Below are 15,681 nucleotides of genomic sequence, written 5' to 3'. Positions count from 1 at the left end.
CATCGCCGCCAGCCGCAGCATTTCCATGGACATCCATGAAAACCTGCGATGATTTATCCTTGCCCATACGCATGACTATCATTTCCCATAGCGGGAAGACGTGTTCCTGCCCATGATCCATGCTCAGCGGGCAAGCAATAGCACCTGCCGTCAGGATGGCAAGGGCAATTGCGCGCAGGCATTTGATCCTGATCAATGCAACCTGAAGAAATTTCCCCTACAAAGCATCCGCCAGGGTAGCGAGATCCTGTTGCATTTCCGCCGGAACCCTACAACCGTGCGGTCCGCCGTTGCAGTATCAATCTGCAACGGCGGCTCTATCCTGAGCTGATCTCATTCAAAAGTAATCGTCGGCGCCTGCCGTGTTGAATGCCGTTCGACCTCGCGCCAGACGCGGGTGGCGATCTCACGATACACCAGCGCCTGGGGGCTCTGCGGCTCGGAAACCACGACAGGGGTGCCTGCATCGGAATGTTCGCGGATGGAAATGGTCAACGGCACTTCCCCCAGGAATGGCGCACCAATGGCTTCGGCTTCGGCCTTCGCACCGCCATGACCGAAAATATCGTAACGGGCACCGGTATCGGGAGCGATGAAATAGCTCATGTTCTCGATGACGCCGAGCACCGGCACTTCGACCTTCTTGAACATGTTGATACCCTTGCGGGCATCGATCAGCGCCAGGTCCTGTGGGGTCGAGACGATGACCGCACCACTCAATGGCACCTGCTGGGCCATGGTCAATTGCGCATCGCCGGTGCCCGGCGGCATATCGACCACCAGCACGTCCAGCTCGCCCCAGGCCACTTCGCGCAACATCTGCATCAGCGCCGATTGCACCATCGGGCCGCGCCAGATCATCGCGGTACCCTCATCCACCAGAAAGCCGATGGACATCGCCTTCAGACCATAATTTTCCATAGGCACGATAATGCGCCCGTCGATCTGCTGCGGCCGCCCGGAAATGCCAAGTAGGCGCGGCATGGACGGACCATAGACGTCGGCATCGAGAATGCCGACCTTCAGGCCATTGGCCAGCATGGCCAGTGCCAGATTGACCGCCGTGGTGGATTTGCCGACGCCGCCCTTGCCGGAAGCCACCGCGATGATGGCGCCGATACCGGGAATACCGGCCTTGGCCGGGCGGGCCGGCTGGCTTGGGGCCGGTGCATGAGAATGCCCGTGTGAATGAGAATGCGAGTGGGAAGGATTGGGTGCCGAGGGCGCAGGCGGTGTTGACGGCGATCCGGCCTTGCGCTCGGCGGTGAGGCTGACAAGCGCTCCCTTGACGCCGGCAAGCGCCTTGACGCTGCGCTCCGCGGCCTGGCGCAAAGGCTCCAGCTCCCGAGCGCGCTCAGCCGGAACATTAATGGAGAGATAGACCTTGGCATCGGAAATGAACACGTCCGATACCATGCCCAGATCGACAATATTGCCCTCGAGATCGGGGCCGCGCACGGTCTTCAAGGCTTCAAGAACAGTGTTTTTATCGAGCGTCATGGATCCGCTTCCTTGGTGAAGGCCGGGACACTCGACTGGAAATTGCCCGCGCCCGACGAAACGTGTGAGTGACGCTCAAATAGGGTTTTATCACCCGCAACGGAAGAGCCAAAAACAAACGCCGCCAAAACCATTGCCCTCAGGCACGGTTAAGGCGGCGTTTTGTGAGGGCGATTTCAAGACCGCCCTTCTCCAAGTCCCCTCTGGACCCTGTTGCTAGATTGGAAGCACAAACCGTGCCAACTCGAAAAATCGGAGTTTTTAGCCAGTAAATGCTGTCAAATGACCGGAGCCGCTACCAATCGGCTGAAGAAATCGTCACAATCCAGCCGTGCCATTCCGGTAATTGCTTAAAAAAACAGCCGCGCCACCGCTTGGGGCGCTCACCTCATAGGTTTTCTGTGCTGCAATCTCAATTCCTCGGAACAGGTGGCGAAGCGGCAATATAATCGTCAAGCCGGTCAGGGTCGAAGACCCGTCCATCGAAAAATCCGTCCGGCCCAAGCAGCAAACGGCCATTGCTGGCACCGACATAATCGGCTGCTGCCATTGCGCCCTCCACCTTGATATTGGCGCCTGGCATGGCGGCGAAGACCGGCCTGAGGGCGCGGCGATAAAGATCCGGGCGATAGGTTTCGAGCACCGTGGCAATCCGCTCGCGGGAATGGACAATGTGACCGCCAAGCACCATCTGGCTATAAAACCACAGGGCATGGCTGGCCCAGGGGAAATTGGCAGCCTTGCGCTCCAGCACCAGAAAATCCGCAATCGGTTGGACCTCTCCCGGCATAGTTACGAGATCGCCGGTCAGGCCGGGCAACAAGAGCCGGCCCTCGACACCGAGATAGCGGGGTGCTGCCATGATACCGGCCAGTTCCTCGGTATTACCGGGATTGCCGCACCATTGCGCGGCGCGGTAAAGCGCACGGATCAGCGCATCAAGCGCGGTGGGATTGTCCTCGCCCCATTGCCTGCCAATGCCGAGAACCTTGTCCGGACCACCGCGCCAGATCGCAGTGGTCGCAGTCACAATGCGTCCGACCTGCTTGTCCACCGATACACTGTTCCAGGGTTCCGCTGCGCAAAATCCGTCGAGTACGCCTGCACCAAGTCCATCCGCCATCAGCGGCGATGGCAATAAGACGATTTCGATTTCACTGCCACGGTCCAGATTGCAGGCAGCAAGCCAGTAACGCAGATAATAGGCCTGGCTGGAATGAGCATCGCTAATGGCAATCCGCAGGGGCGGCAGGGACTTCACGCGGCGATCCGCCGCCACCTTTTTCAGGGCAGTTCCTGCAGCCATCGGCTCCAGGGTGTAGCTTTCCCAGCCTGCCTGTTGCATGGCTGTTGCAAGGGCATTCGACACAGTGAGCGCGCCGCCGCCCAAATTAAGGGCCATGGGAACGAAGAGAGCGGGAGCAAGCGGCGAAAAACCGAGACTGGCGGCCAGCGCAAAGGGGGCCGGCAGATGCGCACCATCGAAATGGCCGACCGTCAGGCGGTCGCGGATCTGAGCCCAGGACGTTTCGCGCACCAGGCGCAGGGTCAGCCCCTCGTCGGAGGCAAAGCCTTTTTCCACCGCCACAACCAGTGGGGCGCTATCGAGACATGGCATGTAGCCAAGAGTGACATGCAAAGAAATCTGCTGACCCATTGCAGCATACATGCCGCAAACCGCTGCCTCAGGCAAGTTGAACCTGCAAGAGAAGGCCGTCCTTCGGATGCACTATATCAAGACATCGAAGATGTCTTACGCATCCTTACTTGATCAGACTCAACCGTAGCGCCTTCGCGACTGCCTGCGTGCGGTTCACGGTATCCAGCTTGCGGGTGGCGCGGTTGAGATAATGATTGATCGTATGCTCCGACAGGCCCATGATCTCAGCGATTTCAACCGAGGTCTTGCCCGCCGCCGTCCAGGTCAGACATTCAATCTCGCGCTCCGTCAGCGTTTCGGTCACCCGGGCATCCAGTTCGCGAATTTCGGCAAGCCGGTTGAACACATGCCCCGCCAGATAGTGCAGCAGCACCATGTCGACGAAGGAAAAGGCTGGCATTTCACCGCAAATATTGACAGCGCCCCGGTTGCCATGGGCATCATGAACCGGAAAACAGGCGCCGCGCGGCATGCCGAACCGCAAAAACAGGTCCGTCGCCAGTCCGACAGTCTTGGGATCGCGTTCGCGGGCGACCACATTGATATCGAACACAACGGGTATCGAGGTGTTGCGCAACCGGTTGAACATCGGGCTGGACGACAGCAGGGACGCCATGTCGTATTCGCTGAGAAAATCAGCAGGCCAGTTGGTGATGACCGAGTTGCCGGTCAAAGTTTTTGCACCGGCCGAAGGCACATTCATGACCATGAAGCCCTTGGCGCCGAAAAAGTCGGTAACCCGCTTCATCAGCCTGAAAACGTCAAACTGGGTCTTATAGCCGCTTAATTCGCGCACATAGCGTTCTGCCGTCGCAAATTTCGAGGCCGTATCTTCGGCAACCATTGCCATATGGACCAGATCGTCACCCATCGATAAAAAGCCTTGTTCTCTTCTCTATCGCGACCGCGTCGCAACCCGCTGCAGACCTGCTACTGCATAATTCCTTAAATCAGACTCGATTTAAGGAGAAAATTATGCAGCAGATTTAAAGTGTTACAGCGTCTTTTGTGTGTTTTATAAAACCCACGGCGCCGTAGCGCCGGACACTGCGAAAACTTTATGCCGCCTGTATTCCGGTAATTACAGCCAAAAACATTGATAACTAAAAAAGCCAGTCCTGAATAATTTAACGAAGCCCTCTATCCATCACTCGATTCCGGCCATTCCGTAAGTCCCGCCGCAACCGGAAAACGCCGCTGCTTTTTCCGGTCGGCGATAACGATACACAACCGAACACAATTCCCCATCCTATAGATCGACCATCCTGCCAATACCAAGGACTGAACCCGTGTTTTTAGAAAATTCTATCGTCTAAGCCGCGAAATAGGCCCACGCCACAAAACAGGTTAGCAAATCAAGTATTCCCTGTTTTGCTTGCGCGACGTTGACCAATACGACGGCCATGTCGGCCTGGATGTGAAACCGCCGTCGTCGCGCGCAATTTATTTTGTGTGGCGCTGTCATTCGTGCCAAATCGGCTGTTGTGGAACCATCCGAGTGGCTCGAATCGCGTTCTCTTCGGTCTAGATGAAACGCGATTGTCATGCTGAGCGCATACTCACTGAGAGCGGCCTTGCTGTTCATGGAATCGCAGCACCGCTCTCGATGTTTGTTTTTATGCATTTCCGATTGGCAAACCGGTGTCCATTTTTCCTGGACATGCTCTACAGCGCCGTGCGCCCTATATGGCGCGCAAAGCTTCACTGTAGTGCTTTATATCTGCTGCATAATTTCTCCTTAAATCGATTCCGATTTCAGGAATTATGCAGTAGACAAGAGTGCCACAGCGATTGGATGAAGGAGACCATCTTGCAAACAGCGTATTCCGGCACCGTCCTGGTCGATACCCGCCTGCATCTGGGTGAAGGCCCGACCTATGACGTCGCGCGTGACACCGCCTGGTGGTTCGACATTCTCGGCAAGGGGCTGATCGAGCATCGGTTTGCCACGGGTGAGACGATCCGCCACGATCTGCCAATGATGGCCAGCGCTTTGGCGACAATCGATGCTGAACGCCAGATGCTGGCGACGGAGCAGGGTATTTTCATCCGTACCGTTGTCAGCGGCGAGTTGAGCTTGCTGACCACGCTCGAACCGGAACGGCCCGGCAATCGCTCCAACGACGGGCGGGTCCATCCTTGCGGCGCGCTATGGATTGGCACGATGGGCAAGACGGCAGCGGATGGGGCTGGCGCGATCTATCATGTGGCGGGCGACAAGGTGACCCGTCTTTATGATAGTATCAGCATTCCCAACGCCATCTGTTTTTCGCCGGACGGTAGCATCGGTTATTATGTCGACACCCGGGTCAATACGCTGATGAAGGTCAGCCTTGATCCGGCAACCGGTCTTCCGACCGGGGCGCCAGCCGTCCATATCGACGGACGTGGCAAGGATGGCGGCATCGACGGTGCGGTCTGCGATGCCGAGGGCGGCTTGTGGAATGCCCGTTGGGGCGTTGGTGCCGTCGATCATTACGATAGCACCGGACAGCATCTGGCGCGCTACCGGCTTCCCGCCGCCCAGACCACCTGCCCGGCCTTTATCGGCCCGAACGCGGACCGCCTGCTGGTCACGTCAGCCACCGAAGGGCTTGACGCGGATGGCCTGGCCGCCGATCCACATGGTGGTAAGACCTTCGTCCTCGATATCACCGTCAAGGGCAGGCACGAGCCAAGCTTTCGCTTGTAAAGCCTAGCCTTACATTCCTCAACCCCTGGTCTTTGAACGAGGCGCGCCCCAACTCATTTTTATGCCTAAAGTTCCGTCAATTTGCAAAAATAAAATGCAGACAATTATCGGAACTCCTGCCTCTTTCGGGCATTTCACTACCGAGCCGAGCAGAGAGCAAGTCATCTAACTCTCATGAAAACACTCTTTCATGAGGCGACTTGCTCTCCCTCAGTCCGACACGAAACAAAGACCGAAAGGCAGGTTTAAGATGAACAAGACCCTTAATTTTGTAGCAGCAACCGTACTCATGGGTTCTACCGTTGTCGCGCCAATGGCCTTTGCGCAGAGTGCAACGACACCAGCAACGCCCGGCACCACCACGACCGCTCCAAGCACCACCCCTGCCATGCCTGGCGCAGCGGCTGCCATGGACACCTATCTGACCCAGCAGGGCAGCGACCAGTTGGCCGCATCCAACTATATCGGCCAGAACGTCTATGCCGGTGACAAGAGCATCGGTGAGATCAAGGATCTGATCATGCAGCAGAACGGCGGCCTTGTCGCAGCTGTGATCGGCGTTGGTGGCTTCGTAGGCATCGGCGAAAAGAATGTTGCCGTTCCCGTTAGCAAGATCACTGTAACCCGTGATGCGCAGAATGCAGACAAGCTGCGTCTGACCACGACGGAAACAGCTGAAACCTTGAAGGCCGCTCCGGAATTCAAGACGCTGGAAGAGCAGAAGGCCGATGCAGGCACCACTGCTTCCACGTCGGCAACTGTTACCAAGTAAGCATCTGACAGCGGCCTTGTAGGCCAGCGTCAATCGATAGAAGGCGGGACCGCAAGGCTCCCGCCTTTTTTATTGCTTCCTGCATAATTCTTTAAACCGGAATCGGTTTAAAGAGAAAATTATGCAGCAGATATAAAGCGCTACAGCGAACCTTTGTGCACCATATAGGGCGCACGGCGCTGTAGATTTTATTTGGCCGGAAGATTTTCCGCAGCGGCGGACCCGCCTGACAAGGGTTGTCGGTGGCCGGACACGTCGGCACCGGCGTTCTTGTCCATGAAGATATAGGGAATGACGGCGGCCAGCGACAAAAACGCCACGACGGCGAAGGCCACATGAAAATCGGCAAGATCCAGATGCCCGCCGGTCAGCATGGTGCTGATTTCCAGAACGAAGGCTGCGCAAGCAACGCCGAGCGCCAGACTGACCTGTTGCAACACCGAAGCAATCGAGGTTGCCTGACTGGCTTCTTTATTGTCGATATTGGCATAGCCCAGCGCATTGGTCCCGGTGAAAAAGAACGAGCGGCAGAACCCGGCCAGCAGCAGGAAGAACATCAGCAGCGCATGCGGGGTCTGCGGCGTGAAAAATGCATTGAGAAAGGTGGTTGCGGCGCCGCAGACGCCAGCCACAATCAACACACTGCGAAAACCGGCGGCGGCAAACACCCGACGCGCCAGGAATTTGGTGCTGATCGCCCCAATGGCGCCGACAAAAGTCGTCAATCCGGATTCGAACGGTGTCATGCCGAAGCCGAGTTGCAGCATCAGCGGCATCAGAAAGGGAATGGCACCCGCCGAAATCCGAAACAGTGTTCCACCGATCTGGGCGGCGCGAAAGGCCGGTTTGCGAAACAGGGTGAGATCCAGAAGCGGTGCTGGATGGCGTCTGGCATGCATGACATAAAGAACGCCGCAGAACAGGCCGATAATCGTCGCCGCAATACCGACAATAGGCGGCAAGGCTGGCAGGCTCATGACCGACAGGCCGAAGACGATGCCCGCCGCCGACAGTGAGGTCAGGGCAAAGCCGGTCCAATCGATCGGCGCAGTCTTCAGCCGCTCGATGTCCGGCAGGAAGATCGTTGACAGGATCACGCCAAGCACGCTGATCGGCACATTGATCAGGAAAATCCAGTGCCAGGTGAAATAGGTGGTGATGAAACCACCAACCGGCGGCCCGGCCAGTGGGCCGACAAGGCCGGGAATGGTCAGTAGCGCCATGGCCGAGACCAGTTCCTCGCGCTTGGTGGTGCGCAATAAAACCAGACGTCCGACCGGCGTCATCATCGCCCCGCCCATGCCCTGCAAAAACCGGGCAGCGACGAATTCTACCAGCGAACCGGACATGGCGCAGCAGACGGAGCCGACAATGAAAACCCCCATCGCCGCCCGAAAGATCTGCTTGGCCCCGAATTTATCCGCCATCCAGCCGCTGACCGGAATGAAAATGGCGAGCGCCACCATATAAGAGGTCAGTGCCAGTTTCAGCGTGATCGGCCCGACGCCGAGATCGTTGGCAATGGCGGGCAGCGCGGTCGCAATCACCGTGGAATCCATGTTTTCCATGAACAGGGCCACGGCCAGGATGAGCGGAACGATGCGATTCATGAGCAGCACTCTTTGAAAATCAGGGCGAAAATCAAGGCCCGACGAAAAACGACGGCTGGCGCGTCCTTCTAGTCCCCTCATCCCATACCTGACAATCGTTATCGTCCCGATAAGCCTGCCGATCACGTACACGTTACGCATTCCCGATCATCCGTTTCAGGCGATCAATTTAGCCTCAACCTATTCTGTTTACTGGATATTTTCTCATCGAAAATCCGGATGGCCGGAGAAATCATGCCCACCGCCATTGAAACGCTACAGACCCGCCGCTACCTGTGGAAGCTGTAAGCGATGAAAATGGGGACGAGGAGGTTGTAATGGTTTCAATCAATAGACGAACAATGATCGCGGGAGCTGCTTTGGGCGCCTTGTCGGCCCCGGCGCTGATAACGCGGGCAGCCTTTGCGCAAGCGGAGACATCGATGGATATCAATCATGCCATGCCCCCGGAAACCCACAGGTTCCAACTCGGCGGGTTTGAAGTCGTGGTCATCAAGGACGGCACACGGGTTTCCGACAAGCCGGGCGAGACCTTTGGCACCAACCAGAGCCCGGAAACGGTTTCGGCACTGCTGGAAAAGAATTTCCTACCGACTGACAAATTCGTCAACGGCTTTTCGCCGGTGCTGATCAATACCGGCTCTGATGTCATCCTGTTCGATACCGGCATGGGCGAACAGGGTCGCGCCAACGGCATGGGACGGCTGAACGAAGGCATGATCGCTGCGGGCTACTCGCCTGAAGATGTGACCATCGTCGTCCTTACCCATATGCATGGTGACCACATTGGCGGGCTGATGGAAAAGGGCAAGCCAGCCTTTGCCAAGGCGCGCTATATCGCTGGTCAGCGCGAATATGATTTCTGGACCAATTCCGCCCGGGCTGGAACACCAGCCGAAGGCGGACAGAAAGCGGTTCTGGCCAATGTGAAGCCATTGGCCGAGAAAATCACCTTCCTCGGCGATCAAGGCGGCGATGTGGTCTCCGGCATTCGCGGCGAGGCCGCTTTCGGCCACTCTCCCGGCCATATGATTTTCCATGTCGAATCCAAGGGCAAACGCCTGCTGCTGACCGCAGACACTGCCAACCATTTCGTGCTGTCGCTGCAACGTCCCGATTGGGAAGTGAAATTCGACATGGACAAGGCTCAGGCCGCCGCCACCCGAAAAAGGGTGTTCGACATGGCAGCAACCGACAAGCTTGCCTTCCTGGGCTATCACATGCCCTTCCCTTCGGTTGGCTATGTCGAAACGCTCGATACCGGCTACCGATTCGTGCCAAAGAGCTACCAGTTCGATCTCTGATCGCTTGAGCCGCGCCGCCCATTGGGGGCGCGGCAATACTCCCTCACCGTTTGGCGGTGAAAAAATCCTTTAGCAGAGCGGCGGCCTCAGTCTCGCCGATCCCGGCATAGACATCCGGCGCGTGATGGCAGGTGGGCTGGCTGTAAAAGCGCGCCCCATGGTCGACGCCCCCGCCCTTCTCGTCGCGCGCGCCATAATAAAGTCGGCGGATGCGGGCAAAGGATATTGCCGCCGCGCACATCGTACAGGGTTCCAGCGTCACATAGAGATCGGCGCCCGCCAGCCGCTCGTCATCCAGACTGGCGCAGGCGCGGCGGATCGCCAGGATTTCCGCATGGGCCGTGACGTCCTGCAAGGCACGGGTTTCATTGCCAGCCCGGGCCACAATGACCCCGTCCTTGACCAGCACGGCGCCAATTGGCACCTCGCCGCGCGCGCCAGCCAGCCGCGCCTCTTCCAGGGCAACATCCATGAAACGGATTGTCGGCATCATGATGGGTGAACTTTCCACTTAACCAAGCCTTCGCGAACTGATAGGACACAGCAAACGACAGGCAAGCAAAAAATGACCGATAAAGAAAAGTTCAAGCGACCGGGCAGCAAGCCCGCTGGTCGCCCCTTCAAGACATCTGCCGAAAAACCCGGCAAATCCGGCCCAAAAAGCTTTGGCGAAAAGGCCGATCCGGCACCGCGCCCTAGAGGCGATGCCGCTCCGCGCAAAAGCGCAACACCTGCTGCAAAGACAGGCAGCGAGGACACGCTGAAGCCCGAGCGGATTTCCAAGCTGCTGGCCCGCGCCGGTATCGCTTCGCGCCGTGACGTGGAACGCATGATCATGGAAGGCCGCGTGGCCGTCAATGGCAAGGTGCTGGACAGCCCGGTGCTGAACGCCACGCTGGCCGACCGGATCGAAGTGGATGGCGAGCCCATTCGCGGCATCGAGCGGACCCGGCTCTGGCTCTATCATAAGCCGTCCGGCCTGGTGACCACCAATTCCGACCCGGAAGGACGCCCGACCGTATTCGACAACCTGCCAGAGGAATTGCCTCGGGTGATGTCGATTGGCCGTCTCGATATCAATACCGAAGGCCTGCTGCTCTTAACCAATGACGGCGGCTTGGCACGGGTACTGGAGCTGCCGACCACCGGCTGGCTGCGCCGCTACCGCGTGCGCGCCTATGGCGAAATTGACCAGGCCAAGCTGGATACGCTGAAGGACGGCATCGCCGTCGACGGCGTTCTCTACGGCGCCATCGACGCGGTTCTGGACCGCAGCCAGGGCCACAACGTCTGGATCACCATGGGTCTGCGCGAAGGCAAGAACCGGGAAATCAAGAATGTGCTCGGCGCGCTTGGCCTTGAGGTCAACCGGCTGATTCGCATTTCCTACGGTCCGTTCCAGCTGGGCGACCTGCCGGAATCCCAGGTGCAGGAAGTGCGTGGCCGCATGTTGCGCGACCAGCTCGGTCCGCGCCTGATCGAGGAATCCAAGGCCAATTTCGACGCACCGCTCTATTCCAACGCACCCGCCGAGGAAGACGATGCGCCTGCGCCAAAAGCCAAGGCGAAAGCCGAGGAAGGCAATTGGAAGAAGGAAACACGGGCACCCAAGCCACGCGGCTTCGACAATCGTGAGGACGCCCGCGAAAAGGCGCTCAGCCGGCTCGACACCCGCCGCGACGGTGCAAAGCCTGCCTTTGGCAGCAAGCCTGGATTTGGTGGCAAGCCTGGCTTCAAGGGAAACCCTGCTGCCGGTCGTGACGGCGACGATGCCAGCCGCGATGGCAAGCCGAAGCGCATGCCGCTTGGCCAGAGCCGCACCGCCAATGTCTGGATGGCGCCGGGCGCACGTCCGGTGTCTGAAAAGAAGGCGGCAAGTGACGAGGCTCGCAAAAGCGGGCCGCGGTCGCGCCCGGACGGCGCGCCGCAGACCAAGCGTTATGGCCGCACCATGGATGGTGCGCCAACCAAGAGCCTTTCGCGTCACGACCCTGATCGTGGACAGTATGCTGGCAGCGACGATAAAGATTTGCGCGTCAAGGTCAGCCGTGCCCGCGATGCCGAGGGCGAATGGATTCGCGCCGAAGGCCCAGACAGCAAGCCAGCCGGACGTGGCGGACGTGCTGGCGAAGGCTTTGGCGGCAAGCGGGATGGCGCAGATCGTGGTGCGCGGCCAGCATATGGTGATCGGCCAGCGCGTGGCGACCGTCAAGCACCCAGCGACCGGCCGTCGCGGGGCCAGTGGCCCGCACGTGGAGATCGCCCGGACCGGGGCGAAAGACCTGCTCGCAGCGAGGCTCCGGCCCGGGGTGATCGCCCCTATTCTGGCCGACCTGCTGGCGAAAGAGCCGAACGGCCAACCGGCGAAAGGCCTTATGACGGACGGCCAAAATCCCGTTCCGCTTCCGGCGACAAGCCGTCCTTTGGTGGCAAGCCTTCCTTTGGTGGAAAACCGGCGGGCAAATCCTCATTCGGTGGCAAGCCGTCTTCCGGCGGCAAGCCTGGCTTTGGTGGCAAGCCTGGTGGCAAGCCCGGCTCGTCCAGACCCGGCTCGACCAGATCAGATGCAGGGCGTGGCCCATCGCGTGGCCCTTCCTCTGGCCCCAAAGGCAAGAGGTAAGCCGACATGCGGATCGTTGGTGGAGAATTTCGGGGGCGTAGCCTTGCCGCGCCCAAAACCGACGCCATCCGGCCGACCATCGACCGGACACGCGAAAGCCTGTTCAACATCCTGATGCACGCCCATCCCGAATGTCTTGATGGCACGCGGGTTCTCGACCTGTTCGCCGGCACCGGCGCCATCGGGCTGGAAGCCCTGTCGCGCGGGTGCCGCTCGGCCCTGTTTGTCGAAAACAGTGTCGAGGGTCGTGGCCTGCTGTGGGAAAATATCGACAATCTCGGCCTGCATGGCCGTGCCAAGATCCTGCGCCGCGATGCCACCGACCTCGGTTCGGTCAGCACAATGGAACCCTTCCATCTGCTGTTTGCCGATCCGCCCTATGGCAAGGGCCTGGGCGAAAAGGCCTTCGCCGCTGCTGACAAGGGCGGCTGGCTGGTGCCCGGCGCCTTAGCGCTTCTCGAAGAGCGCGCCGATGTCCTGGTCCAGGCGCCCGAAACCTTCACTCTGCTGGAAGAGCGGATCTTTGGCGATACAAGAATTTCATTCTTTGCCTATAGACCGGGTTGAAACGGCAGCGCGATTTCTTAAATCCGCTGCGGTATAGAGTTTGTCAGAGAAAAGCAGCCTCCGATTTTACAGGACGCTTCGGCTGCTTTCTCGCGTTTTTCTTGCATATCTGACGGAAAGCCAATCGGCACTTTTGTTGGACATGCTCCACAAGGTCCGTTTGAAATCATGCCGCAGGATGTCCAAGCCCATAAATCCCTTGCCGAGGTAAAACCTGGCACGCCCACGGTTGCCGTGGCGCTGGGGGCTGGTGGCGCGCGGGGCCTTGCCCATATTCATGTGCTGGAAGCCCTTGAGGAAATGGGGATCGAGCCCGTGGCGATTGCCGGTTCCTCCATTGGCGCGATTATCGGGGCTGGCAAGGCGGCAGGCTTGTCTGCAGCCGAAATGCGCGATCATGCGCTGGAAACCGTCGGCAAGCGCAATGAAGTGTTCAAGCGGATCTGGGGCCTGCGCCCGCCGACCATGCGCCACGCCATCGGCGGATTCCGGCTCGGACAGTTCAATCTGGAACGTATTCTGCGCGCCTTTTTACCATCCCGGATTCCCGATGATTTTTCCGGCCTTGGCATTCCGCTGAAAGTGATCTCCACCGATTATTACGGCCATTGCGAACAGGTCAGCGAAGACGGCGATCTCTATCAGGCGCTGGCGGCTTCCGCCGCTATTCCCGCCCTGTTCATGCCTGTCATGCTGAACGGGCGGCTGATGATCGATGGCGGCATCTTCAATCCCGTGCCCTATGAACATCTGATGGGCCTTGCCGATATCGTCATCGGTATCGACATCGTCGGCGGACCGGTTGGAGTGGACGATGTCCCCAACCGCATCGACAGCCTGTTCGGCGCTTCTCAGCTGATGATGCAATCGCATCTGGCCCTGAAACTGAAGCTTGGCCCACCGGCAATTTTCCTTCGCCCGCCGGTCAATGGGTTTGGCGTGATGGATTTCATGAAGGCCAAGCAGATCTTCGAGGTGTCAGCCCCCGTCAAAGACGAGGTCAAGCGGGCCTTGGAGGCGCAATTTGCGCTTCTCGCCCAGCGCTAGAGTCTGCCTTTTTCGGGAAAACCGGGTTCCACTTTTCCTAAGGCAAACTCTAAGCAGCCGTATCCCTCTCTTTGTCTTTCCCCTGATCTTTCTCCGCGTCATGTCCCCGCTTGGGTTTGATCAACGGTTCCGGCTGGACAGGCCGGTTATACAGCATATGCGAGCCGCCCTTGATGCCTTCCACTGCCTGAATGCGCAGGCGCTCATCGTCGCGGCGGCGGATATCGGCCTCGATGGCCTCGGCCATATCCTCATCGACACCCAGCGCCTCGATGGTCTTGCGGCCAAATTTCAAGCCTGATTCCACCGTTTCGCGCAGTTCATATTCGACATTGCGGGCGCGCAGCCACAGACTGTGAACACGGTCATAGGAGCGCACGAACAGCCGCGCCTGGGGAAACTCGGAGGCGACCAGCTCGACGATCCGATCCGTAACCTCGCGCTTTTGAGTGCAGACTGCCACCACTTTGGCCTTTTCGATGCCGGCGGCCCTCAACATGTCCAGCCGCGTGCCATCCCCGAAATAAATGCGAAACCCGAAGGAAGCGGCCTGGCGAATACGGTCGGCGGAATCGTCGATGATCGTCACGTCCCGGCCACTGGCCAGCAGCACCTGGGCGGCGATCTGACCAAAACGCGAAAAGCCGATCATCAGCACATCCGAACCGGCACCATCGAAATCCTCGTCCAGTTCCTCGTGCTGGTCGCGCGACAGCAGCCGTGAGGAGAGCGCCGCGACCACCGGCGTCAGCGCCATGGTCAGCGTGACGATGGAAATCAGCAGCGAGGACGTTGCACTGGAAAACACGCCCGCAGAGACGGCGGTGGTAAACAGCACGAAACCGAATTCACCGCCCTGCGGCAGGATGGCGGCAATACTAATGGCGTCATCATGGCGCGATCCTGCCAACCGGCACAAAGCATAAATACTCATCGCCTTGATCAACATCACCACCGGCACGGCCACAGCCAACAGCCAGAGATTGGCAAAAATCACGTTGAACTGGACGGACAGGCCCACCGCCATGAAAAACAACGCTTGGAGAATGCCGCGAAACGGCTCGATATCGGCTTCCAATTCATGGCGATAGGAGGATTCGGCCAGCATGACACCGGCCAGAAAGGCCCCCATGGCCATGGAAAGGCCGACCGCCTGCATCAGCATGGCCGATCCGAGTACGATGAACAGAGCCGCAGCAATCATCACCTCACGGGCGCCGGTACGGGCCATCACCTGAAACAGCGGATTGAGCAAATAACGCCCGGCGAGAATCATCGCCAGCGTCGCGGTGACGGCGACGCCGATATCAATCCACAGCGATCCAGGCGCAGGCGCCGCCTGGGCACCGAGAATGGAAATCAGCGCCAGCAGCGGCACGATGGCGAGATCCTGAAAGAGCAGGACGGAAAAGGTGCGCTGGCCGTATTGGCTATTGAGGTCACTGCGATCATTGAGGATCTGCAACGCAAACGCCGTAGAGGACAGCGACAGGCCAAACCCGGCAATCACCGCGCCACGCCAATCGAGAAGACCGAAAGCCAGCGCCACGCCCGTCAGCAGCGCTCCGCCCAGCACCACCTGGGCAGTGCCCAGACCGAAAATATCGGCGCGCATTTTCCATAGGGTCGAGGGCTTCAGCTCAAGCCCGATGACGAACAGCAGGAAGACGATGCCAAGCTCGGCAACCGAAAGGATTTCCTCCGCCCCGGTGATCACATGGGCGACAGGACCGATAACGGCACCTGCCGCCAGATAGCCGAGCACCGTGCCAAGGCCAAGCTTGCGGAAAATCGGTGCGGCGACCACGGCGCCGCCCAACAATACGAGAGCCTCGGTAAACAACAGGGTGGGTGCAGTGCTCATGCTCAGCCTTTCCGGTGCAAGTCTTCCAGAGCAGGGTTCGACTGA

12 protein-coding genes are annotated in these 15,681 nt (G+C 58.9%); 6 read left to right on the top strand and 6 right to left on the bottom strand.

Annotated features, from left to right (window positions below; all coding sequences use genetic code 11):
* Window positions 1-333: 333 nt before the first annotated feature.
* The 3 genes from apbC to ASB66_RS08570 all read right to left on the bottom strand — a co-directional run bounded on the left by apbC (window position 334) and on the right by ASB66_RS08570 (window position 4,004).
* Window positions 334-1,500, bottom strand: coding sequence for an iron-sulfur cluster carrier protein ApbC (apbC, locus tag ASB66_RS08580; protein WP_060719159.1), 1,167 nt, complete (start codon window positions 1,498-1,500; stop codon window positions 334-336).
* A gap of 412 nt (window positions 1,501-1,912) precedes the next feature.
* The gene (locus tag ASB66_RS08575) at window positions 1,913-3,169 is read right to left on the bottom strand and encodes a CmpA/NrtA family ABC transporter substrate-binding protein (RefSeq protein WP_234612762.1); all 1,257 of its coding nucleotides are present in this window, start codon (window positions 3,167-3,169) and stop codon (window positions 1,913-1,915) included.
* A gap of 94 nt (window positions 3,170-3,263) precedes the next feature.
* Window positions 3,264-4,004, bottom strand: a complete 741-nt coding sequence (locus ASB66_RS08570) for a LuxR family transcriptional regulator (protein WP_411910058.1) — start codon at window positions 4,002-4,004, stop codon at window positions 3,264-3,266.
* A 951-nt stretch (window positions 4,005-4,955) separates the two neighbouring features.
* Between ASB66_RS08570 and ASB66_RS08560 the strand changes: the two genes are divergently transcribed.
* Together ASB66_RS08560 and ASB66_RS08555 are read left to right on the top strand one after the other, a co-directional pair.
* Window positions 4,956-5,852: an SMP-30/gluconolactonase/LRE family protein gene (locus tag ASB66_RS08560; protein WP_060719161.1), complete on the top strand. Its 897-nt coding sequence runs from the start codon at window positions 4,956-4,958 to the stop codon at window positions 5,850-5,852.
* 250 nt (window positions 5,853-6,102) lie between these two features.
* Window positions 6,103-6,624, top strand: a complete 522-nt coding sequence (locus ASB66_RS08555; RefSeq protein ID WP_060719162.1) for a PRC-barrel domain-containing protein — start codon at window positions 6,103-6,105, stop codon at window positions 6,622-6,624.
* A gap of 188 nt (window positions 6,625-6,812) precedes the next feature.
* On the opposite strand, the gene ASB66_RS08550 is transcribed toward ASB66_RS08555, so the two are convergent.
* On the bottom strand, window positions 6,813-8,234 hold the full coding sequence (locus ASB66_RS08550) for a DHA2 family efflux MFS transporter permease subunit (RefSeq protein ID WP_060719163.1): 1,422 nt from the start codon (window positions 8,232-8,234) through the stop codon (window positions 6,813-6,815).
* A gap of 317 nt (window positions 8,235-8,551) precedes the next feature.
* On the opposite strand from ASB66_RS08550, the gene ASB66_RS08545 reads away from it, so the two are divergent.
* Window positions 8,552-9,538 (top strand): MBL fold metallo-hydrolase, encoded by a 987-nt coding sequence (locus ASB66_RS08545; protein ID WP_060719164.1) that lies wholly within the window; start codon window positions 8,552-8,554, stop codon window positions 9,536-9,538.
* 43 nt (window positions 9,539-9,581) lie between these two features.
* On the opposite strand, the gene ASB66_RS08540 is transcribed toward ASB66_RS08545, so the two are convergent.
* On the bottom strand, window positions 9,582-10,031 hold the full coding sequence (locus tag ASB66_RS08540; protein ID WP_060719165.1) for a nucleoside deaminase: 450 nt from the start codon (window positions 10,029-10,031) through the stop codon (window positions 9,582-9,584).
* 72 nt (window positions 10,032-10,103) lie between these two features.
* Between ASB66_RS08540 and ASB66_RS08535 the strand changes: the two genes are divergently transcribed.
* From ASB66_RS08535 to ASB66_RS08525, 3 genes are all read left to right on the top strand, one after another.
* Window positions 10,104-12,158, top strand: a complete 2,055-nt coding sequence (locus ASB66_RS08535) for a pseudouridine synthase (protein ID WP_060719166.1) — start codon at window positions 10,104-10,106, stop codon at window positions 12,156-12,158.
* 6 nt (window positions 12,159-12,164) lie between these two features.
* Window positions 12,165-12,725: a 16S rRNA (guanine(966)-N(2))-methyltransferase RsmD gene (gene rsmD, locus ASB66_RS08530; protein WP_060719167.1), complete on the top strand. Its 561-nt coding sequence runs from the start codon at window positions 12,165-12,167 to the stop codon at window positions 12,723-12,725.
* A 168-nt stretch (window positions 12,726-12,893) separates the two neighbouring features.
* Window positions 12,894-13,772, top strand: coding sequence for a patatin-like phospholipase family protein (locus ASB66_RS08525; RefSeq protein WP_060719168.1), 879 nt, complete (start codon window positions 12,894-12,896; stop codon window positions 13,770-13,772).
* Window positions 13,773-13,821: 49 nt separating this feature from the next.
* On the opposite strand, the gene ASB66_RS08520 is transcribed toward ASB66_RS08525, so the two are convergent.
* A complete protein-coding gene (locus ASB66_RS08520) occupies window positions 13,822-15,636 on the bottom strand; it encodes a monovalent cation:proton antiporter-2 (CPA2) family protein (protein WP_060719169.1) in 1,815 nt (604 codons plus the stop codon).
* Window positions 15,637-15,681: the final 45 nt, after the last annotated feature.

The organism is Gillisella vitis (assembly GCF_001541345.2).
Taxonomy (GTDB): Bacteria; Pseudomonadota; Alphaproteobacteria; order Rhizobiales; family Rhizobiaceae; genus Allorhizobium; species Allorhizobium vitis.
The sequence above is the reverse complement of the archived record's forward strand: the minus strand, read 5'-3'. Positions and strand labels throughout refer to the sequence as shown.